General features: G+C 60.7%; 17 protein-coding genes and 1 tRNA gene. 2 read left to right on the forward strand and 16 right to left on the reverse strand.

The window, feature by feature from the left end; all coding sequences use genetic code 11:
* Positions 1 to 11 precede the first annotated feature (11 nt).
* The 5 genes from ribF to nusA form a co-directional block, all read right to left on the reverse strand.
* Entirely contained in the window at positions 12 to 1,145 is a 1,134-nt protein-coding gene (gene ribF / locus H3T90_RS03410; RefSeq protein ID WP_198191397.1) for a bifunctional riboflavin kinase/FMN adenylyltransferase, read from the reverse strand.
* Between the two features lie 118 nt (positions 1,146 to 1,263).
* A complete protein-coding gene (truB, locus tag H3T90_RS03415; RefSeq protein WP_198191453.1) occupies positions 1,264 to 2,292 on the reverse strand; it encodes a tRNA pseudouridine(55) synthase TruB in 1,029 nt (342 codons plus the stop codon).
* A gap of 40 nt (positions 2,293 to 2,332) precedes the next feature.
* On the reverse strand, positions 2,333 to 2,836 hold the full coding sequence (gene rbfA, locus H3T90_RS03420) for a 30S ribosome-binding factor RbfA (RefSeq protein ID WP_198229857.1): 504 nt from the start codon (positions 2,834 to 2,836) through the stop codon (positions 2,333 to 2,335).
* Positions 2,837 to 2,965: 129 nt separating this feature from the next.
* Positions 2,966 to 5,740: a translation initiation factor IF-2 gene (gene infB / locus H3T90_RS03425; protein ID WP_198191396.1), complete on the reverse strand. Its 2,775-nt coding sequence runs from the start codon at positions 5,738 to 5,740 to the stop codon at positions 2,966 to 2,968.
* A gap of 183 nt (positions 5,741 to 5,923) precedes the next feature.
* Positions 5,924 to 6,982 carry a transcription termination factor NusA gene (gene nusA / locus H3T90_RS03430; RefSeq protein WP_046323291.1) on the reverse strand — a complete coding sequence of 353 codons (1,059 nt, stop codon included), beginning with the start codon at positions 6,980 to 6,982 and terminating at the stop codon, positions 5,924 to 5,926.
* A gap of 140 nt (positions 6,983 to 7,122) precedes the next feature.
* Here nusA and H3T90_RS03435 point away from each other — a divergent pair, with 140 nt between their 5' ends.
* Positions 7,123 to 7,935: a hypothetical protein gene (locus tag H3T90_RS03435; RefSeq protein WP_198229624.1), complete on the forward strand. Its 813-nt coding sequence runs from the start codon at positions 7,123 to 7,125 to the stop codon at positions 7,933 to 7,935.
* 578 nt (positions 7,936 to 8,513) lie between these two features.
* Here H3T90_RS03435 and H3T90_RS03440 read toward each other — a convergent pair.
* The 9 genes from H3T90_RS03440 to H3T90_RS03480 form a co-directional block, all read right to left on the reverse strand.
* Positions 8,514 to 8,599: transfer RNA gene (locus tag H3T90_RS03440), tRNA-Ser, on the reverse strand.
* A gap of 110 nt (positions 8,600 to 8,709) precedes the next feature.
* Positions 8,710 to 9,672: a tRNA pseudouridine synthase A gene (locus H3T90_RS03445; RefSeq protein ID WP_144178472.1), complete on the reverse strand. Its 963-nt coding sequence runs from the start codon at positions 9,670 to 9,672 to the stop codon at positions 8,710 to 8,712.
* Positions 9,673 to 9,749: 77 nt separating this feature from the next.
* Complete coding sequence (gene rplQ, locus H3T90_RS03450; RefSeq protein WP_110413362.1) at positions 9,750 to 10,394, reverse strand: 50S ribosomal protein L17; 645 nt, start codon at positions 10,392 to 10,394, stop codon at positions 9,750 to 9,752.
* Between the two features lie 126 nt (positions 10,395 to 10,520).
* Positions 10,521 to 11,516, reverse strand: coding sequence for a DNA-directed RNA polymerase subunit alpha (locus tag H3T90_RS03455; RefSeq protein WP_110425723.1), 996 nt, complete (start codon positions 11,514 to 11,516; stop codon positions 10,521 to 10,523).
* A gap of 75 nt (positions 11,517 to 11,591) precedes the next feature.
* On the reverse strand, positions 11,592 to 11,990 hold the full coding sequence (rpsK, locus tag H3T90_RS03460; protein ID WP_015022328.1) for a 30S ribosomal protein S11: 399 nt from the start codon (positions 11,988 to 11,990) through the stop codon (positions 11,592 to 11,594).
* A gap of 87 nt (positions 11,991 to 12,077) precedes the next feature.
* Complete coding sequence (gene rpsM, locus H3T90_RS03465) at positions 12,078 to 12,455, reverse strand: 30S ribosomal protein S13 (RefSeq protein ID WP_015022329.1); 378 nt, start codon at positions 12,453 to 12,455, stop codon at positions 12,078 to 12,080.
* A gap of 133 nt (positions 12,456 to 12,588) precedes the next feature.
* Positions 12,589 to 12,702, reverse strand: coding sequence for a 50S ribosomal protein L36 (rpmJ, locus tag H3T90_RS03470; protein ID WP_015022330.1), 114 nt, complete (start codon positions 12,700 to 12,702; stop codon positions 12,589 to 12,591).
* Between the two features lie 25 nt (positions 12,703 to 12,727).
* The gene (infA, locus tag H3T90_RS03475) at positions 12,728 to 12,946 is read right to left on the reverse strand and encodes a translation initiation factor IF-1 (RefSeq protein WP_015022331.1); all 219 of its coding nucleotides are present in this window, start codon (positions 12,944 to 12,946) and stop codon (positions 12,728 to 12,730) included.
* Between the two features lie 184 nt (positions 12,947 to 13,130).
* Entirely contained in the window at positions 13,131 to 13,592 is a 462-nt protein-coding gene (locus tag H3T90_RS03480) for an Hsp20/alpha crystallin family protein (RefSeq protein WP_046323294.1), read from the reverse strand.
* A 383-nt stretch (positions 13,593 to 13,975) separates the two neighbouring features.
* Between H3T90_RS03480 and gdhA the strand changes: the two genes are divergently transcribed.
* Complete coding sequence (gene gdhA / locus H3T90_RS03485) at positions 13,976 to 15,322, forward strand: NADP-specific glutamate dehydrogenase (protein ID WP_198229625.1); 1,347 nt, start codon at positions 13,976 to 13,978, stop codon at positions 15,320 to 15,322.
* 86 nt (positions 15,323 to 15,408) lie between these two features.
* Here the strand turns inward: gdhA and H3T90_RS03490 are convergent, their stop codons facing one another.
* The gene (locus H3T90_RS03490) at positions 15,409 to 18,087 is read right to left on the reverse strand and encodes a DUF8487 domain-containing protein (protein WP_198229626.1); all 2,679 of its coding nucleotides are present in this window, start codon (positions 18,085 to 18,087) and stop codon (positions 15,409 to 15,411) included.
* Positions 18,084 to 21,443, reverse strand: a complete 3,360-nt coding sequence (locus H3T90_RS03495; protein WP_232350549.1) for a tetratricopeptide repeat protein — start codon at positions 21,441 to 21,443, stop codon at positions 18,084 to 18,086. Before H3T90_RS03495 ends, H3T90_RS03490 begins: the two co-directional genes overlap by 4 nt.
* Positions 21,444 to 21,624 lie beyond the last annotated feature (181 nt).

Genomic DNA, 21,624 nt, shown 5'->3' on the forward strand with positions numbered 1-21,624 from the left:
TCCTACAGTCTTCAGTTGACGGAAAACACTCTTCCTGCAGCCTTGGTCAGCTCCAGGGTGCGATCGGCATCCAGGGCCAGCTGTCGTTTGAGGGGCTTCTCGCCCGCATACCGTTTCTGACCGCGCAGACGGCTGAGGAATTCCACCCGGACCCGGTGACCGTACAGGTCCACCCAATCCGGCCGGACGGCATTGGCCTCCAGGATTCTTGGCATCTGCTGGCCAGGAGCCAGGAAGGTCTCCTTGGTGCCGATGGAGATGGCGGCAGGCATCCGCCAGGGCGAGCCCTGAGCCAGCCGCCCCTCCCGTCCCTCCGGCGTCGCCATAGGATCCGTAGGCAGACCCAGGTCAACCAGCCAGCCTGCATAGACTCCATCTTCGGGCATCATCCCCTGGCTGTCGGGAGCAAGATTGGCAGTCGGGAATCCCAAGCGGCGACCCCGCTGCTCCCCATGGACCACTGTGCCTTGAACCATGTGCGGCCGGCCCAGAATATTCAGGGCCGCATCCACATCACCATCCAGAATCAATTGCCGAAGGTGGGAGCTGCTCCAGGCCCTTACCTGACGCCGCTTCAGGCCGTCAGCGTCAGGCAGTGTGCAGTCGCCCGGTCCCTGGTCGTCCACTACCTCCAGGTTGAACAGTCCTGTGTCTGCCAGATCGCCAATCGCCTTGATATCACCGACCCGCCCTGCGCCCATCTGCGCATCGCTGCCCAGAACCAGCGTTCGCATGGCCAGCTGTTCGGTAAGCTGCTTGAGGAAGAATCGATAGGACTTGGCTGCGAAGGCCAGCGTGTATCGGACCACCACAACCTGATCCAGCCCCATCTGGGCCATCAGCCTCAGGCGCTCCTCCAGAGGCATGATCTGATCAGGGTCATGGCGAATCAGGTCCAGGGGCGGTTCGGTCATGTCATGGCCGTCAGCGTAGCTATGAACCAGTTTGGGACTTGGGTCGAAGACCAGGGCCATGGGCCGATCCTGATTCTTGGCAGCGAGCTCGACCACCTGGCGCAGTAGGGCCTGATGACCCCGGTGCATACCATCGAAGACACCGATGGTGACCACGCTGGACCGGGCCCCCAAGGTTCCCGGCCACCTGACAATGCCCGACTCGTTCGGGCTGACCTGGCTGACCTTCATCCGCTTCCCATCACTTAGTCATGGCGGCCCCGAACCCGGGCACCGAAAATTCCTTAAGCACTGTATTCCCACCGTCGCACCCTGGCAAGACCCTGGAGCTAAACACGAACCTACGCACTCAGGCCTCGGGGTGGAAGACCACATCCGGCTTGGCCCCGCCTCGTGAACCGGGTGCCAGGATAGCAGCCAGCCGCTGCTTGCCCTGAGGCCCTGCCAGGGCAGCTGTGGGCCCAGTGACAGGCAGATCCAAGAATCCGCCGTTAGAGACTCTGACGGCCTGGTCGGCATCCAGGTTCAGGACAGGCATGCTCATGCGTGCCGCCTGCGCCAGGTCAAGCGAGCCATCCAACATCGCCTGCCGGTCGCGGTCCAGGACCATGCGACTGCGAACGACCGTCTGACCTTGGCGGTTCCGGTAGGTGTGAGGGACTACATGACCGCCCAGAACCCTGGATGCCAGGTCGGAATCCTCCAGGTCGAATGGACCCACACGAATCCTTCTTAGGACCGTCAAGTGACCGCCCAGATCCAGGCGTTCGCCCAAATCACGAGCCAGGGCGCGGATGTAGGTGCCGCTGGAGCAGGACACCTCAACATCCACATCGACCACCTCGGCTCCCTGATCGGGCAAAACCACACGGCGAAAGTCAAGCAGATTGAAGGATGCAATCCGAATGCGTCGGGGCTCCAGCTTGACCTCCTGGCCTGCGCGAGCCAGATCATAAGCTCGCTTGCCCTTGACCTTGATGGCAGAGAATGCATCAGGCACCTGGTCGATCCAGCCGGTGAAGCAGCGATCAATCAGATCCTGCAGACCCTGGGCTGTCAGCTCATCCACCCTCTGCGCAGCTCCAGGACGCACCGGCAGCAAATCACCGTCCGCGTCGTCCGTGGTGGTGCCCAGTCCCAGGCGAATAGTGGCTCTATAGGTTTTATCATGGCCGACGATGACCGTCAGCAGGCGCGTGGCCTGGCCGAACCCTATGACCAGCAGACCAGTGGCCATGGGATCCAGGGTTCCGGCATGGCCTACGCGACGCATGCCAAGGCCAGAACGAACTGCAGCCACCACGTCATGGCTGGTCACACCGCTCGGCTTGTCAACAAGGATGATGCCAGAGGTCGGTTCACCAGTGCCGGACTCCATACCATCAGACGACTCGGAAGCCTCTGCCCCACCGATGCCTTCAACGGTCGGTTTCATCCGCACCCTCTGCCGCAGGTTCACCAGGGACGGAGTCCGACCCATCGGCCTCTTCCTCGTCGTCATGCCTGTATGGATCGGGGTCGCCGGCATAGCTGGCATTGACCCGGGCTTTGGCCATGGCCGCGTCCCGGTGACGGGCTGCGGTCAGCACATCCTCAATCTCAGTCGCCTCGGCAGGCACCTCATCGTAAATGAAGCGCAGCGTAGGCGTCAGCCGCAGACCGGCCCGAGCACCGACCAGGGTGCGCAGCCTGCCCGAGGCCTGCCGCAGAGCTTGCTGGGCGCGCTTGCGCTCCCCGGCCTCATGGCCCGACCGACCCAGCTGGGTCCAATAGATTTTGGCTATCTGCAAATCGTTGGTGACCCGAACCTCAGTGACGGTGACCCCTGCCAGGCGCTTGTCGTGCATCTGGGACTCCAGCGCAGAGGCTACGACCCGTTGTATCAGGGCCGCTATGCGTACAGCGCGGGGATTTCCAGCCATCATGATTCCTTTCTCGAACCGTCCATGACCAATCGTCGCATTCATGGACATCCGCCCCGGCCAGGGAGTACCCAGACCGGGGCGGATTGCCACGGACCCTCCGACATGTGGTCGGATGGTCAACAGGCTCTACTTACGTTCCACTTCCTGCATCTCGTAGGTCTCGATGATGTCGCCCACCTCGATGTCGTTGAAGGAGCCCAGGTTGATACCCGCCTCGTAGCCTTCGGACACCTCGTTGACGTCGTCCTTGAACCGGCGCAGGGAGGAGATCTCCAGGTCGTTGACAGTGACCACACCGTTGCGGGCGATTCGAGCCTTGGTGCCCCGCTTGACGGTGCCGTCCTGGACCATAACGCCCGCGATGTTGCCGAACTTGGAGGAGCGGAAGATCTCGCGGATCTCGGAGTGTGAGGTGGTGACCTCCTCGTACTCCGGCTTGAGCATACCCTTGAGCGCGGCCTCGATGTCCTCGATGGCGTTGTAGATGACCGAGTAGTACTTGATCTCCACGCCCTCGCGGTCTGCCAGATCCTGGACCTGCCTGTTGGGCCTGACGTTGAAGCCGATGATGACGGCCTTGTCGACCGTAGCCAGGTTGACGTCGTTCTGGGTGATGGCGCCCACGCCCCGGTGGATGACCTGAATCCCGACCTCGTCGGAGACTTCGATCTTCATCAAGGAGTCCTCCAGCGCCTCGACCGAGCCGGAAGAGTCGCCCTTGATGACGATGTTGAGCATGTCCACCTCGGACTTGGCGAACTGCTCCTTCAGGCTCTCCAAGGAGACCACCTTGCGGCGCTTGGCCAGCTGAGCGGCGCGGGCCGAAGCCTCGCGCTTCTCGGCGATCTGACGAGCGGTGCGATCGTCGGGCGCAACCAGGAAGAGGTCGCCGGCGGTAGGCACCGAGGTAAGCCCCAGAACCTGGACGGGGGTGGAGGGGCCTGCAGCATCCATCTGCCGACCGTTCTCGTCCAGCATGGCGCGCACACGGCCATAGGCCGATCCAGCCACAATGGCATCGCCCACATGCAGGGTCCCCTGCTGGACCAGCACAGTGGCCACAGCTCCACGGCCCTTGTCCAGACGGGCCTCGACCGTAGCGCCGCGAGCGTCCATGTCGGGGTTGGCCCGAAGGTCAAGGTCGGCATCGGCAGTCAGCAGGACGGCCTCCAGGAGCTTGTCCACATTGGTGCCCAGCTTGGCGGAGATGTCGACGAACATGGTGTCGCCACCATACTCTTCGGATACCAGGCCGAACTCGGTCAACTGACCGCGTACCTTCTGGGGATTGGCTCCCTCGACATCAATCTTGTTGACAGCCACCACAATGGGCACATGAGCTGCCTGGGCGTGATTGATGGCCTCCACGGTCTGCGGCATAACGCCGTCGTCCGCGGCTACCACCAGGACAGCCACATCTGTCAGCTCGGCACCACGGGCACGCATTGCCGTAAAGGCCTCGTGGCCGGGGGTATCCAGGAAGGTGATCTTGCGATCCTCACCATCCAGGGTGACCGTGGCTTGGTAGGCCCCGATGCGCTGGGTGATGCCGCCAGCCTCCTGGGTGGTCGTGTTGGTCTTGCGGATGGTGTCCAGCAGCCGGGTCTTGCCGTGGTCGACATGGCCCATGACCGTGACCACCGGAGGCCTGGGCTGCAGGTTCTTGTCATCCTGGTCCTCACGTTCTTCGTCCAGGTTGATGTCGAACTGCTGAAGAAGCTCCTTGTCCTCCTCCTCGGCGGAGACGATGCGGATCTTCCATCCGATCTCGTCGCCCAGGATCTGGAAAGTGGCCTCATCCAGGGACTGGGTGGCCGTGGCCATCTCGCCCAGATGGAAGAGCACCGTGACCAAGGCAGCAGGGTTGACGTTGATCTTGTCGGCCAAATCAGCCAGGGTAGCGCCCTGACGAAGCTGAACGGTACGACCGTTCCCTGCGGGGATGCGCACACCACCGATGACGGGTGCTTTCATCTCCTGGAATTCATGCCTCTTCGCCATCCGGTTCTTACGAGCCTTGGAGGACTTGCCTCCCTGGCGACCGAAAGCTCCAGCAGCACCGCCGCGACCGCGACCACCACGGCCTGAACCGCCGCGGAAGCCACCTGAGGGTGCTGACGAAGCGCCACCGAAACGGCTGCCGCCACCTTGATGGGTCTGCTGGCCTGGACGGCTATGGCCCCACTGCCCTGGACGGGCGCCCTGTCCGGTACGACCGCCACGACCGTTGCGGAATCCACCCCGACCTCTGCGTGAGTCGTTGACGGTAGGCCTGGCCATGGGGTGCGGCCTGGGAATGTCTGAAGGCATAGGCGCCTTCATCCCCTGCTTGCGGCTGAAAGGATTGTTGCCTGGACGAGGCGTGGATGCTCCCGGACGTGCGCCATGACGTGCTGGCGAAGCCCCGGAACCGCCGGAACGACCGTTGTTGTGCGAGCCCTGGGGGCCGGGCTTGCCAATGGCTGAGGGCTTGGGCCCACGGGACTGGTTGCGCTGCTCATGCTCGTTGCGGTTACCGTGGGGAGCACCAGGCTTGGGGAAGTGGCCACCGGGACGCTGCTGACCCCGCGGCGCCTCGACACCAGCCGAGGGCCGACGGTTCTGTCCGGGCTTGGGCCCAGGTGTGGATTGCTGCTTGGTGCCGCCGGACTGCGAGCGGCCATGCTGACCCTGGCCGCTTCCATGATTAGGGCTGCCGGGGCGGGCATTTCGTGCAGCGGCCTGGCCAGCGTCGCCCTGACCCTTCTGAGGGAAAGCATTCTTGAGTCGACGAACCACAGGGGCCTCGACAGTGGAGGATGCGGACTTGACGAACTCGCCCATGTCCTTCAATTTCGCCAGAACAGTCTTGCTGTCTACGCCAAATTCCTTGGCCAGCTCATACACGCGTGCTTTGGGCACTTACTTTCTCCTTACCGGACCGCGCATATGACCGGCGCGATCACTCTTTCATGACGGCGAACATATCCTGTCTCATCGTGCGACCATGATCGTGTTACCTCGTCTCTGTGCCGGGGCCGACGGCATGAACCACCGGACTCGGGATACCGGGTCCAGCATACTCGCGTCCTCGGATGTTTGCTCTCATGCGTCTTCACCAGCAGCCGAAGGGGATTGCGCCTGCAGCTCACGCAATTTTTGCTGGTGGGTCTCCTCGGACTCGATGCCGATCTTCCAGCCCGTCAGCTTGGCAGCCAGACGGGCGTTCTGCCCTTCTTTGCCAATGGCCAGAGAGAGCTGGGCATCCTTGATGAAGGCAATGGCCGTACGGTTGGACTCGCTGACGATCTGCACTTGGCGGACCACAGCTGGAGACAGGGCCGCAGCCACGAATTCAGCAGGATCCTTGGACCAGTCCACAATGTCGATCTTCTCAGGGCCCAGATTCTCCATGACGGCACGAACGCGAGCACCGCCAGGGCCGATCAGGGCACCCTTGGGATTGACCCCCTTGCTGTTGGCCCGGACCGCAATCTTGGTTCTGGCCCCGGCCTCACGGGCGATGGCCATGATGGAGACTGCACCGGAAACCAGCTCAGGCACCTCCCGCTCAAAGAGACGGCGAACCAGCTCCGGATGGGAACGCGACACGATGATTTCCGGCCCCTTGAGCCCACGGGAGACATTGACCACGTAGACGCGGATCCGCTGGCCATGCCGGTAATGCTCGCCAGGCACCTGCTCGCGGCGGGGCAGAATGGCCTCGACATTATCCACGGCCACATGCACATTGCCGGGATCACTGGCATCCTGCTGCACGATTCCGGTGATCAGGTGGCCCTTCTGACCCGAGAAAGCTCCGAAGACTCGTTCGTCATCGGCCTCACGGAAGAGCTGGCGGATGACCTGACGGGCCGTGGAGGCCGCCAGCCGATCGAAGTCCTTTGGTGTGTCGTCGTATTCCTCACCCAGGTCGTATCCCGGTTCGGGCTCTTCAGGCGTGGGTTCTCGAGCGATCTCGTCCTGTGCCCAGATTGTGAAAGTCCCCGCACGTTCGTCAAGCTCCACCCGTGCGTGTTTGGCTGCGTGAGGCGACTTCTGATAAGCCAGAAGAAGAGCCTCGCTCAGTGCTTGATCCAAGGTCTCGGCATCAATCCCTTGTTCGTGTGCCAGCTGATGAATTTCAGCCAGGTCCAGTTCCATGTCAAGACCTCCTATGAAGTTATTCAGACTGCGCTTCTTTTAGTCTGCAATGCCTACTATTCTAGCCTTTCATGCAGACACTGCCGGTTCTTGAATACCACGGGTGGGCGAGTCATCGGCCGTCGATTCTAGCACGACGGATGAGGACCGGCATCGCAGTACTTCTGCTGGCTGTCACCCTATCAGGATGCGCACCTTCAGCGGTGCATGTCAGTCAGCACGATCCCGATAATCTCCGCCCCACTGCCTGCGAACAGGCATGGACGCGAGCCCGGCAGTCGGAACAGCTTCACAAGAATCAGTCAGACAACCGAGCCCAGGCCTGGACCCAGGCGGCCCGCGAATGCCCTGCCAGGCTGGATGAAGCCACAGTGCACGCAGCCCAGGCTTTGACGGCCTCCCAGGGCGGGCAGACCAATCGTCAAACGGCTACACTCAGACTGGTCCAGGCTGCACAGCGGTTGGATCCGCTGGCCAAGGCGCTGCCCGTCGAATTGGCCGATCAGGCCATCACAGGCGAAGACCGTTCCGGATTCGAACTCTCGGTCCTCGCGGCCCGCAAGACCGATGCCGCATGGATGCTGACCCTAGCCGATGCGCACACTGCTGCCGCCCAGATTCTGGCCGGTCACTCCAAGCACGATCCCAGGCAGGGAGTCTATCCCACCACTGATCTGCTGGCGCACCCCGACGAGTCCACCGACCCTGCCAACGGAATACAGACTCCTACTCCTGCCCTGATTGAAATGGATACGGCCCGGTCCCTTCTGGCCGTGGGGAGAAAACTGAACGGCTCCGCAGGCACCATACGAACTGATGTCAGCCAGAACGCGAAAAGCCACCAAGAGGCCACATCTGCCCTGATTGACATGGTTGTAGCCCACTTGTCCATGGCCATGAACCTCGGCTACCCTGCCACGTCGTCAGCCCTGTTGCAGACACCAAAGCACTAGCGGCAAAGGCGGACCATCGACCTGCCGGTTCCGCCGATCGTTCACTCATAAGTTTCCGCATTCGTATATGCAAGCAATCCCTGCCCATACATGCCCAAAACCTGACCAATCGTGAGCAAAGATCATCAAGCAAACAAATCAATTAGTACTTATCCACAGATTTCACGAAACTTTGCGGTGGCGACATCGGTTCAGACAGTGATATTATAGAACGTGTTCCATAGGAGCATTCCATAGGAACGCGGGGGGTATGAACCCGTGCAATGTAGGAGGCGACCCGGTGTTGACCATCGCATCGCCTTCTGCATTGGACGGTCTTTTATTTGCCTAAGATCAAGGATCAGGGCCATGTCAGCCCGGATAACCAAAGCGGGCACAAGGAAGACCAATTCCGGCTGAAACTCAGCCAATCCACCTGTTGCCATGCTCAGTTATCATGCAAAACCAATCTTCCATGGACTGCATATCAGCAACAATAACGAAACTCGACTCCACGGGTTAACCACTGCAACTTGGCAATGCGGCGACAGTATTTACATACAAAAAGGCCCCGACCGTCGGGTCAGGGCCAATGGGGGCGGTTGAGGCGAGATTCGAACTCGCGGAGGGAGTTGCCCTCACACGCTTTCGAGGCGTGCTCCTTAGACCGCTCGGACACTCAACCATGGTCGTTGCCCGACACTGCCGAACAACAACTTTTCTATTATGCCACAGAGTCCCTACCTAGCAAACGGCGTGGCGCAGTCAACGGTCGCTACAAAACAGCCCGGTGCGTCACAGTGTACGGCGGGCACGGATGGCCTGCGCTCGTTCAGCAAGCTGGTCATCAGGCGGGTAGGCTACTTGCTCCAGGGTCAGGCCCCGAGCAGCTATGGGACCAGTGGAACCTTCACGCAAGGGGTGGGCAATCTTGTCGGCAAACCATTGCACGGACCGGCGCCCCAGGCCCACCTGAATGCAGGCCGCGACCAACGAGCGGACCATGTTATGGGCAAATGCATCGGCTACGATCCGGAAGACGGTCAGCCCGGACTCCATGAAGGGCGGAAGGTATCCGACGGCACTCTGCTCCGGTTCAACACCGAACAGATTCACGGTCGGAACCAGGTCCCAGTGTGCTGCCTTGACCTTGCGGATGGTCGTGCCCCCAGGGTTTGGCCTGGCGAAGGATCCGAAGTCATGCAAGCCGATGCACTCCCCTGCAGCCTCGTTCATAGCTTCCAGATCCAGGCTCCCCTCCAGGTCCAGCACATAGCCACGCATGCGTGGATCCCCCGGCCGACCCCCCTGGCTGACCCGATACAGGTAAGTGCGTTCCAAGGCAGAGAAGCGGGCATCGAAACCCATGGGAGCAGCTCGGAGCCCTAGCAGCACGATGTCAGCAGGCAACAGGTGGCGGAGACGGCGTTCCAGGGCCAAAACACCATCAACCCCCATATGTCCCCTGCAGGCCTCGAGCACAACTTCAGGAATATCCAGGTGCGCCACCTGATGAGATGCGTGGACCCCAGTGTCGGTTCTGCCAGCCACGACCAGCCTTGGTTCCCAGACGACTTGACTATGGGAAACCTCGCCATCTGATTTGCGGGCTCCAGTTATCAGAGACAGGGCATGCTCGATGCAGCCTTGGACCGTGCGAAGCCCAGGCTGCCGGGCCCAACCGTGGAAGCCGCCGCCGTCGTAAGCCAGATCCATGCGCAGCCTGACAAGGGACATGTTCTTTTCCTGATGCTCCATCGAGACCTCCCTGGCACCAATGACAAACGGGGCCGGAGAGCCATGCTCCCCGACCCCGTCATCAGAACAAAGACCGATTACTCAGCGGCCTTCTCCGCATCCTCAGCCACGTCGGCGTCTTCCTCAGCCTGGGCTGCTGCCTGATCCGCCTTGTCAGCGGTCTGCTCCAGATCCTCTGCAGCCTGGTCGGCCTGTGCCACGTCCTGATCGGACTCATTGGCCTCGACGGCCTGGTCGACAGCATCCTTGGCTGCGCCTTCGGCGACTGCAGCATCGGTGGCGGCAGCCACCTCCGCGTTGTCGTCCTTGGCGGCCACCTTGGCTGCGGACTCAGCCTCCTTGACCACGGCCTTCTTGGCGGACAGAGGCTCGGTGACCAGCTCGATCACGGCCTGCGGGGAGTTGTCTCCACGGCGGGGCGCTATCTTGGTGATTCGTGTGTAGCCACCCTCACGCTGCTGCATTTGCTCAGCGATCTGCGTGAACAAGATATGGACCACAGACTTGTCGCGGATGACGCGCATGACGCGGCGGCGGGCAGGCAGATCCCCGCGCTTGGCGAAGGTGATCAGCCGCTCAGCCAGCGGACGCAGGCGCTTGGCCTTGGGTAGGGTGGTCGTGATGCGGCCGTTGGCGAAGAGGCTGGTGGCCATGTTGGCCAGCATCAACCGCTCATGCGCCGGGCTGGAGGCCAGACGTGGGCCCTTGCTAGGTTTTGGCATTGGATTATCTCCTTACGGCCCGGGAGGACAGGTGGGCATACGCCCGAACATCCGACTTCCCGGAATTTCTGTCAGCAGGCGACGGAACCCTTCCCCCTCGCCCGCTCATACGAAGGCTGCAATCCCTCACTCGTCGTCAGGCGAGAAGAAGGTGCCTCCCTCGAGATTATTAGTGTCGAAGCCCAGCGGTGAGGCCTTCAGCGACAGCCCCATGCCCTCAAGCTTCTCCTTGACCTCGTCGATGGACTTCATGCCGAAGTTGCGGATGTCCAGCAGATCCTGCTCGGTATGCGAGACCAGCTCGCCGATGGTGTGGATTCCTTCGCGCTTGAGGCAGTTGTAGGAACGCTGCGTCAGGTTCAGGTCCTCAATCGGCACGGACATTTGCGGATCAGCTTCTTCCACCTCAGGCTCGGGCCCAACCTCTACGCCCTCGGCCTGAGTGTTGAGCTCGCGGCAGAGGCCGAAGAGCTCGACCAGGGTCGACCCAGCGGACGCCACTGCATCACGCGGCGAAATAGCCGGCTTGGTCTCCACATCCAGGATCAGCTTGTCGAAATCCGTGCGCTGCTCGACACGGGTGGCCTCGACCTTGTAGCTGACCTTGAGCACAGGAGAATAAATGGAATCAACCGGGATGCGGCCGATCTCATCGTTGTCCTGCTTGTTGAGCTGGGCCTGGACGTATCCACGCCCACGCTCCACCGTAAACTCGATCTCCAACTCGCCATCCTCGGCCAAGGTCGCGATATGCAGATCAGGATTGGCCACGGTGACGCCTGCCGGCGGGGTGATATCCCCGGCTGTGGCCTCGCCCTTGCCGCTCTTGCGCAAATACATGACCACAGGCTCGTCGTATTCGCTGGTCAGCACGATGCCTTTGATGTTGAGCAGGATCTCAGTGACGTCCTCCTCCACACCGGGCAGCGTGGTGAACTCGTGCAGGGCACCCGAGATGCGGACCGAGGTCACAGCCGCACCGGGTATGGAACTCAGCAGGGTACGACGCAGGGAATTGCCCAGAGTGTACCCGAATCCCGGCTCCAAGGGCTCGATGGTGAAACGGGAGCGCTGGGCATTGACGACTTCTTCAGTAAGAGTCGGACGCTGTGCAATAAGCACTGTTGCTATCCTTTCAGCTCCGACCGGTGGTGCACTCACCGGTCTTCGCGGGTGGATTCATGGGTTTTCTAGTGCTCAGACGCGACGGCGCTTGGGAGGACGAACGCCATTGTGTGCCTGTGGGGTCACATCCGAGATGGAACCGACCTCCAGGCCTGCGGACTGCAGGGAGCGGATGGCGGTCTCACGGCCCGAACCCGGGCCCTTGACGAAGACATCCACCTTCTTGACCCCATGCTCCATGGCCTTGCGGGCTGCGGATTCAGCGGCCATGCCCGCTGCGTAAGGAGTGGACTTGCGGGAGCCCTTGAAGCCTACGTCGCCGCCCGAAGCCCAGGCCACTACAGCACCGGAAGGATCGGTGATGGAGATGATGGTGTTGTTGAATGTTGACTTGATATGCGCCTGCCCGACCGGAACCGACTTGCGATCCCGACGACGAGGCTTGCGCGCGGCCTGCTTTGCTGCTGCCATTGATCCTCGTTTCCTTGTCACGAATAACGAATAACTAATTGCTAGTGCGAACCATCGGGGACCCTCATCCCCGCTTCGCATTCAGCCTTACTTGGTCGCCTTCTTCTTTCCGGCGACAGTGCGCTTGGGTCCCTTGCGGGTGCGGGCGTTGGTCTTGGTCCGCTGGCCGCGCACGGGCAGACCCCGGCGGTGGCGCTGGCCCTGATAGCAATTGATTTGGATCTTACGGCGAATATCAGCGTCGATCTCACGACGCAGATCACCCTCGATCTTGTAGTTTCCCTCGAGGTAATCACGCAGCGTAATAAGCTGCTCGTCCGTGAGATCCTTGACGCGGGTGTCCGGATTCACTCCGGTCGCGGCAAGTGTTTCCTTGGCGCGAGTACGCCCCACACCGAAGATGTAGGTGAGGGCTATCTCTATGCGCTTCTCGTTGGGGATGTCGACTCCGGCAAGACGTGCCATTGCGATTCCTTTTTTGCTCTACGCAGGTCGTGCACCGAGTCTTCCGGTCTCCCGGCCCGGGCCTGCGCACCCGGGGTTCAGCCTATCGGCTGTGACTCAGCGCCTTTAGTGTTCGTTGCCGCTGGGAATCCGCTCAGCCCTGGCGCTGCTTGTGGCGTGGGTTTTTGCAGATCACCATGACGCGGCCGTGACGACGAATCACGCGGCAGTTCTCGCAGATTCTCTTCACACTAGGGCTGACCTTCATGGTTTTCCTTTGCTTGTGTACCTTGTTACTTGTACCGGTACGTAATCCGTCCGCGGTTCAGATCATAGGGACTCATTTCGAGCACCACCCGATCCTGGGGCAGAATGCGGATGTAATTCTTGCGCATCTTGCCGGAAATGGTGGCCAGCACCAGGTGCTTGTTCTCGAGCTCGACGCGGAACATCGCATTCGGGAGGGCCTCGACCACACGCCCTTCCACCTCGATCACACCATCTTTTGCCATAAGCCTTCTATCCGATCCTCGGCCGGTTACACGGCGCGCCGAAAGACACGCCAAATGGTAAGTATAGCATTGATGGACCCAAAATTGGGCAATAGCGTGTTGACACGACAAAAGGGCCGTCCGAACGGCTGTCGCTCAATCAGTATAGCAGTCGTTCAGGCGGTCCGATAAGGACCCGAATCCCTCAGTCCTCAATGGCGATGTTCTGCGTGTTGTCAGCCGGCTCGATGCTGGTCTTGGGCAGGGTCACCTCGAGGGTGCCATTGGCGTAGTGAGCATGGATATCCTCCTGGCGGACCTTATCGCCCACATAGAAGCTGCGGGAGCAGGACCCGGTGTAACGCTCGCGCCGAATCCAACGGCCCTGATCGTCCTTGTCGCCCTGGTCGCTGTTCTTCTGCGCGGATACAATCAGGTAGCCGTCCTCAAGACGCAGGCCGATGTCCTTCTTGTCAAAGCCAGGCATGTCGATGGAGAGCTGGTACTGCCCGTCCTTCTCACGCACATCCGTGTTCATCAAGGGGCTGTTCAGCGCGTTCTTGGCGCTCTGACCCTGCCGACGCCCGTCACGCCAGTTGTTGAAGAAGGGATCGTCGAAGAAGTCGCCGAAGATCGAATTGTTCATCAATGCGGGAAACATAGCCATAATCACATCTCCTGATTCTCTAAGTCATCGTTCCTGCGGACCGGAACCCCAGACGGACATCCTGACCTATCCTCCCGGGCTCCCTGCCCTTCACTTTGTCCAAACCGCGGGCCCCGGGTTCCATGCCCGATGTTCACCCAAGGAATAAAAGTTGAGTCGCGGAGACTCAACTTTTGCTAGCGCACTTAATTACTCTTCTTTGTTCTCTCATTCTTCGGGCCTTGAATGACCACATGTTAGACATTACGGGCCACAATTCTTGTGACGTAACTTTGGGGCATTTACCATAGGATAAGATTCCGCCAGCCCCCGTAGGCTCTTGAGGGCGGACCCAATCGTATGTGGACCGGACGGACCGGCCATTCCTAGTCAAAGGAGCTTAGATGCTCACCAACGAATACATCAAGCGCGTATACCAGCAGGTTGAGAAGCGCGACGGCGACCAGCCGGAATTCCTGCAGGCTGTGCGTGAAGTCTTCTCCAGCCTGGAGCCCGTGGTGGAGCGGCATCCCGAGTATGAGGCCAACGGCGTGCTGGAGCGCCTGGTCGAGCCTGAGCGTGCAGTCAAGTTCCGTGTGGCCTGGACCGACGATCAGGGCCATGTTCAGGTCAACCGCGGTTACCGGATCCAATTCAATTCAGCAATCGGTCCCTACAAGGGCGGCCTACGCTTCCACCCGACCGTGACCGAGTCGGTCATCAAGTTCCTGGGCTTCGAGCAGATCCTGAAGAATTCGCTGACCGGACTGCCCATGGGCGGTGCCAAGGGCGGATCCGACTTCGACCCCAAGGGCCGCTCGGATGCCGAGGTCATGCGCTTCTGCCAGGCCTTCATGACTGAGTTGCAGCGCCACATCGGGCAGTTCACCGACGTGCCCGCCGGCGACATCAACGTGGGATCCCGCGAGATCGGCTACCTGTTCGGTCAATACAAGAGAATGCGCGACGAGTACTCGGGCGTGCTGACCGGCAAGGACTTGACCTTCGGCGGCTCCCTGGCCAGGACCGAGGCTACGGGCTATGGTCTGTGCTACTACACCCAGGAGGCCCTGCAGACGCTGCGCAAGGATTCCTTCCAGGGTAAGACCGTCGTCATCTCCGGCTCGGGCAATGTGGCCATCTTCGCCATCGAAAAAGCCCAACAACTGGGCGCCAAGGTGGTGACGGCATCCGACTCCAATGGGTACGTCTACGATCCCAACGGAATTGACCTCGACGTCGTCAAGGACATCAAGCTGGGTCACCGCGGCCGAATTCGCGAGTATGCAGACCGCGCAAACTCCGCTGAGTACCACGAGGGCTGCAAGGGTGTTTGGACCGTGCCCTGCGACATCGCCCTGCCCAGCGCAACACAGAACGAAATCGACGAGGAATCCGCAAAGACCCTGGTCGCCAACGGGTGCACCGTAGTCTGCGAGGGCTCCAACATGCCATCCACCCCCGAAGCCATCCAGGTCTATCAGGACAACAAGGTGCTCTACGGACCCGCCAAGGCCGCCAATGCCGGCGGCGTCGCAGTCTCCGGTCTGGAGATGAGCCAGAACTCGCTGCGCCTGCAGTGGACCTTCGACGAGGTGGACCAGCGGCTCAAGGACATCATGACTGGAATCTTCCAAAAGTCCTACCAGGCCTCCAAGGAATATGGTCATGAGGGCGACCTGATGCTGGGCGCCAATGTGGCCGGCTTCACCAAGGTGGCCGATGCTATGGTGGCCCAGGGCATCCTCTGAGATAGGCTCTAGATAGCGAAATAAGGGGTCCGACCCGCCGAAATTGCAGGTCGGACCCCTTATTGTGCTTTAGCGGACGGCAGGACTCAGGCAACCAGCTGGTCGATGACCTCGGAATCAATCCTCTGACGCGGGTTGAAGTCCTTGGAGCCCAGATACCGATAGATGCTGGTCTGAAGTGCCCGAGCCTCCGGATATTCGGTCAGATTCTGCAGGCCCATGGAGGAGAGCAGAAGCCGGCCCTTACCACAGCGGCATTCCAGCAGCTGTGTCATGGGTCGCAGGTAAGCGTAGCTGTCCATCTCAGTGATGATGGATTGGTAGCGCTCAGGCAGGATGATGGCCCGCTGGGTGGCCATGGGCCACCACTGCCAGTCAGTATGCGAGTCGGTCGGGAAATCGGCAAAAATAGGGTGGTCGGCTTGAATGAACTGCCCCATGGTGCCGCTCTGGTCCTTGAATGTCCCCACTGACCAGAAGTCCGTGGAGAAATGGGCCTGAACGGATCTGGGCAGGGACTGTGCCGTGGAGTCAGGACTCAGATAGACTGTGCCTCCCTGGTCCAGGATCCGACGCGCCTGGTGGTCAAACCTCCTGGCCTCGTACAGACCGCCTGGCCGTTCAGGCTTGCTGTCCCGGTAGACCCAGACCGGATAGACATTGGTCACGCCGTCGATCTCCAAACTCAGGCGGCAGCGTTGGTTGCCTTCAACGCCATCCAGAGGCAGTTCGAAGGCTCCAAGATCGGTCAGCTTGCCCACCGGACAGGTGACCTGACGGAAGACACGCTCCAGATCAACCCCCTGGCCCTGCAACCGCAGCCGAAGATCACCCTGCAGCGCGCGTCGGCCGTAGTTGGCCACTTTGACCGTCCCTGAGAGCTTCTCTCGGCTGGTATAGGCATAACGGTCCATGACTGCCAGCGGCAACTGGTCGGTGAAGAAGGACCGGAAGCGTTCGGGGCGGGCGAAGGGAAAATGCTTGGGGTGCAGATGAGCATCCATCATGCCCACCAGAGCCGTGCCCTGTCCGGGAAAGTCCTGCAGACCCAGCAGCGAAAGTCCCGACATGGAAGGGGTTCGCAGGACGGACTCCACCTCCTCCCGGTAGCAGATCCGCGACAGTTCGCCTGTAGCGGCCACCCATTCCAGCCAGGTGCGCTGGTCCAGGCCAGATTCACGGACCCTGTCACGGATCATTGCGTAATTCTCAGGACGGGTGACCCCTGTGAACTCCTCGATCTCTCGGAAGTCCGGCAACACTTCATACTGGCCGACCTCGAATCCATAGACCGGCACCTTGCACTCTTTGCGGACTGCCTGCATGGAGTCCTCGAAATTGTGTGCAGTTCCCGGATGGGCAGCGTTGGTGGATCCGCGCATGTTGGCGAAGCAGCAGCGCAGGTCGTGGCTCTTGTAGGACTCTGATGTGTAGACCTCGTTGCAGTCATCACTGCCCAGCTGTCCATAGTGCGGGTTGGACGAATTGGCGTAGAGCCGGGTGTCGTCAATGCTCCGGGCATCCTCGATAAGCTGAGCCATGCGCTGGTGGCCGGTCGCATCCGCAGACAGCTCGTTGCCCAGGGTGAGCATGACAAAGGAGGGATGGTTGGCCAGGAAGAGCAGCGTCTGCTCCAGTTCGGTGCGATAGTAGCGGTAACTCACATCCTCCTGGAAGGCATGATGGTAGTCCCAGTGGGAGAGCTCGGGCTGCATCATCATCCCCATCCGGTCCGCGGCGATGAAGGCTGCCTCGGGCGGGCAGTGCGAGTGGAAGCGGACTACATTCACTCCGTATGACCGGTAGGCCTCCAGAATACGAATCCAGGAGCCCACGTCCATGGGCGGGAAGCCGGTCTGCGGAAACTCAGCGCAATTGGCCTCGCCTCGCAGGAAGAAGGCCCTGCCGTTCAGAGCCAGTCTCCCCTGCTCATCGGCTGCGAAGTCACGGATGCCGAAGTCCGTACTTACCCGCGAGAGCACCTTGGATCCGTCCGGTGGCAGGAGCTCGATTGCCATGCCATGCAGACAGCCCTGGTATTCGTCCCAGCGATCCGCATGGGCATCAAGCGGAAGATCGGGCCAGGTCAGTGTTCGCCGCCCAGGTTTCAGGTCTGCAGCGACCTCCAGAGGCTGGGCCAGTGCATCGGAAGAGAGCCTCAAGCGACCATGGAATCCTTGGCGCGAATCCACATCAGCCTCTACGGTCAGCGCATCGCCATGGGGGTAAGCACGAATGCTATCTACAAAAGTGTCCTCCTCCACACGCAGACCAATGTTTCCGAGAAGCCCGTTCCAGTTGGTCTGGGTGTGGTCAGTGGCGGTCGAGGAATCCACAATGGCGTCGTGAGGCATGCCCTGATAGGCGTTGTCGGAATCCACCTGCAGCAGGTCATTGCCCGTCAGCAGTCCGGTCAGCTCGAAGACATGCGGCGTATTCAAGGTCTGAGGACGATAGGGCTCGACCAGGCGTTCTCCCACCCTGACCTCCAGGCGGCGAGCGCGCTCTACCTCGAAGAAGACCCTCCGCCCCGGCTGCGGGGCCCATCGAATCTGTCGGGACAGCCTGACCGTCCCTTCAAAAGTGTGCCGCCTGGTCAGCCGAGAGCCGATGGGGCCGGGTTTGCCGCTGCCATAGTCAGCAGACAGCTCCTGATCATCGTGTCCGAGTCCGTTGGTGTCCAGCGTGCCCGGCAACAGGACGGTTCCCTGCAGCTCAGATGGGGACTGAACCTGCCAGGCTCCAGTCAATGCAACCTTGATCATGCTTTCCTCCCGGTGAGAATTGCCCTGTGGTCCAATTCATCAGTGAACATCCCGGCCTGAATATGGCCGGCATCCAGTTCCAGCACCTGCTTCAGGCACTCCCGAGCCTGGTCGATCTGCCCTATGCCGATGCGTGCCAGTGCCATCAGGTAGAGGCAATGAACCCGGTTCATACGGGTATAGTCCGCATCAAAGGTCAGGAAGTCGGGAAGGGAGACTGCGAAGTAGTCCTTCTCCACATGGTCGTCCAAATGCTGCTCGCCAAAGTCCAGCAGCCGGTAGTAGCAGGCGTTGGCCGGACCCTGCTCGCCAAGAGCCTGGTGGGCCAGCCCCTGGAAAAGGACCATCTCAGCAGGCTGGTCGTTGTAGTAGAGCGACTCCCCCACCTGCCCGGAGCCCAGGCAGGCCAGACGGAACTCCTGAACCGCTGCATCCTTGTCTCCTGCTGCTCGTCTGACTATCCCCAGATAGTAGTGAAGATCGTTGTCCTTCTGACCTTCCAGTTTGCCTTCGCCCAGGTTCTCCGGATAGGTCATGGCTCGCTCCAGCAGGTCCGCAGCACGGTCCCAGTCCTGGACCGCCATGGCATCCTTGGCCATCAGGGTCAGGGATATCCGGTATTGGGCGGTAATCTTGCCCTCGCCGCCCTCCCAGGGGTGGAAGCGCCGGCTGCTCATGAGCTGATAGGCCCGTTCGTAGCCGCCGGTCTGGTTGAGCAGGCTCAGGTATTCGATATACAGATCGTCCCTGCGGGCCACAACCTCTGGATGCTTTGCAAATTCCGTCAGCCGACGGGCAAAGCTCCAGCCCATCAGCCTATGAAGCTGATCCCGCTCCAGAAAGACCCGGGCGTCTTCGGGATCCAACCGGTAGGCGGTCTCGATTTCCCGGTCGGCGGCCTGCCAATCGTGTCGCTTGTTGTCATAGGCGATGGCCAAGTTGCGGTGAACAGTGGCGAAGTCGGGATCCAGCTGCCGGGAATGCTCCCAAAGCTCGATGGCCCGGTCTGTCAGAGACTTGTCGTAGTAGAGACAGCCCAGATAATAGGCTGCTTTGGGACCATCAACCGTGTCCATGGCCATCTGCAGCGGCGCGATATCATCCAGGGAATTGGGGAAACAGTAGTCCGAAGGCGCGGCCTCGGCGGCTTGGAAGGCTTCAAGAGCCTGATCCTTCCTCCCAAGCAGGTGCAGATACCAGCCTTGATAGTACCGGACCATGGGCTGATGCTGATCGGCCTGGCCCAGCAGCTGCAGCGCCTCCTCATAGGCGCCGAATGCCGCGTAGCCACGGGCCGCTCGCAGGAGGTTGAGGTAATCCCCGCGCATCAGTTTGAACAGCTCGTCCGGATCGCCGCCTGCCAAGACTCGCTCGTATCCGGATACGAAGTCGAACCGATCCAGGGCCAGGTTCTCGCGCACCACTTGGTCCGCCTGATCCTGCCTGCCCAGCCGACGCAGCAGATAGGCCTTGAGCCCGCGAGCCCGAATATTGTCGGTGTTGCGGGTCAAAGAGCGCTGGACGAAGTCCAATGCCTGCTCCAACTGGCCGCGACATGCAGCGATGCAGGACAGGCAGAAGAAGGCCCCTTCCTTTTGGGCATCGTCCCAGGTGGCCTTGTAAAAGGCATCATAGGCCTCATCCGTTCGTCCTTGATAGCTCAAGGCAAGACCCAAATTGTAATGGGCCTCGGAATCATAAGGCTGATTATTGCGCCAGGTCAGCCGCCTGATGGCTGTGCGGAAGTGCTGCTCGGCTCCGGCGAAGTCGCCGCGTCGAAGCAGAAGTCGACCATAGGCGTTGTTGATGCGTGCATCGCCCGGGTCACGCTTGAGCCCCTCCAGGTAGTAAGGATCAGGCCTGTAGGTGGCATGGCGGTACTGTTCCAGGTGCAGTCCGGTCAGCAGCAGCTCCTCGTTGGTGGCGATACGTTCCGGCTGATCGGCGGCCTGCGCCGGCTCGGGAATCTTGCCTCCGGCGGGTGGCTGCGGACGATAGCTGACCAGGAGCCGTCCTTGAGCGTCCTCCACCCGGGCTGTCAATGAAGTAGCCGGACGATCGCCTGTCTCGAATTCGGCCCTGACCTGATTGTCAGGGCCAAGGGTGCCCTGCCACTGGTAAAGGATGGATCCGTCATCGGCAGCGACCTGGGCGCGCGCATCCTTTTGAACCCGTGTGGTGTAGACGGTGACACGCCCTTGCCCGGCCCTCAGCCCCTGGGCCTCGATACCCTCATGCTCGCCGGCAGCTCCGAAGGTCTGCTCGGGGCCGACTTCCAGGTTCAGGGCCGCATCCACGCTGGCGTTCTTGACCAGCCCAACCTGTTTGTAGGGCATGAAGTACTGGGTGAAGGTCTTGCCCTCGTATGGCTTGAGCCAGGTGAAGTCGGGCTGGTTGTCGGTGAAGACCCCGGTCATCAGCTCCACGTAGGGGCCATCAGCATCGGTCAGATTCCGATCCCAGGCGTGGCCGAAGTCCCCGCAGCCCCAGGTCCACTGCTTTTTGCCCGGCGAGATGTGATGGTCAGCCACATGCAGAATGCCCGCCTGCCGCGAGAAATCGTAGCCGCCAACGAAGTCATAGTCAGAATGCGCCGCCATATATGAGGTCGGTACCGGCACATTCTTGTAACGGCTGATGTCCACTCCTTGGGAGTAGTCGTGCTTGTAGTAGGTTCCCGTGGCGATCGGATAGCGGGAGACGTCGCGTTTGCCGTGGTCCATGACTGCAGTCACATCGGGTGGCATGACGGTCCTGGTGTGCTCGTTGACCGCCACGGCCGGGTTGGCCCACCAGAGGAAGGATTGGGGCAGGGGCGTGCCGTTGTAGAGCCGGGCCGAGATTTCAATGACGCTGACCCCGGGATGCAGGGCGATGGTGGTGGTGACCTGGGTGCCGTAGATGCGGTCGGTATCGTGGCAGACCACCGCCTTGCCCCCGTCCGGCAGATCCTTCAGCGTACAGTCCACCGGAAGGAAGGTACTGGGCCGGTGGTGCTGCGGCCAGTTGAACTCGATGCCCCCGGAGATCCAAGGGCCCGTCAGGCCTACCAAAGCAGGCTTGATGACCCGATTGCGGTAGACGAAGTCATAGTCGTTGGTCTTGTCCCGAGCATACTGAATGCGTCCGCCCAGCTCAGGCAGGACGGTCACCTCCAGGTATTCATTCTCCAGGATGACCGCCTTGTAGTCCTGATCCTTGCATTCATCCGAGATGGTCTCGATGACCGGGTAAGGATAGACCCGTCCCGAAGAGCCCTGATAGACTCGATTTTCGATAAATTGCGGATTCTTGTCCGGTTTTCCGATCCCGTAGGTGGGAATCGTAAGCTTTTCGACCTTTACTGTGACGCCCATTGTCATCAGCCCCTTGTCTGCTCAGCCAAACTGTATATATTTGCTCTCAGTCTATAGTCGGAATTGGCCTTCGGAACTGCATAAATTGTTTAAAAATATTAAAAAATTGCTACTAGGCCAGCACTTGTCGAACTCGGGACGACTGCAGAAAATGGTCGAATGCATATACAGGAAAGGGGTC

Origin of the sequence: Bifidobacterium polysaccharolyticum (assembly GCF_016101585.1) — a bacterium.
In the GTDB taxonomy this organism is placed as follows: domain Bacteria; phylum Actinomycetota; class Actinomycetes; order Actinomycetales; family Bifidobacteriaceae; genus Bombiscardovia; species Bombiscardovia polysaccharolytica.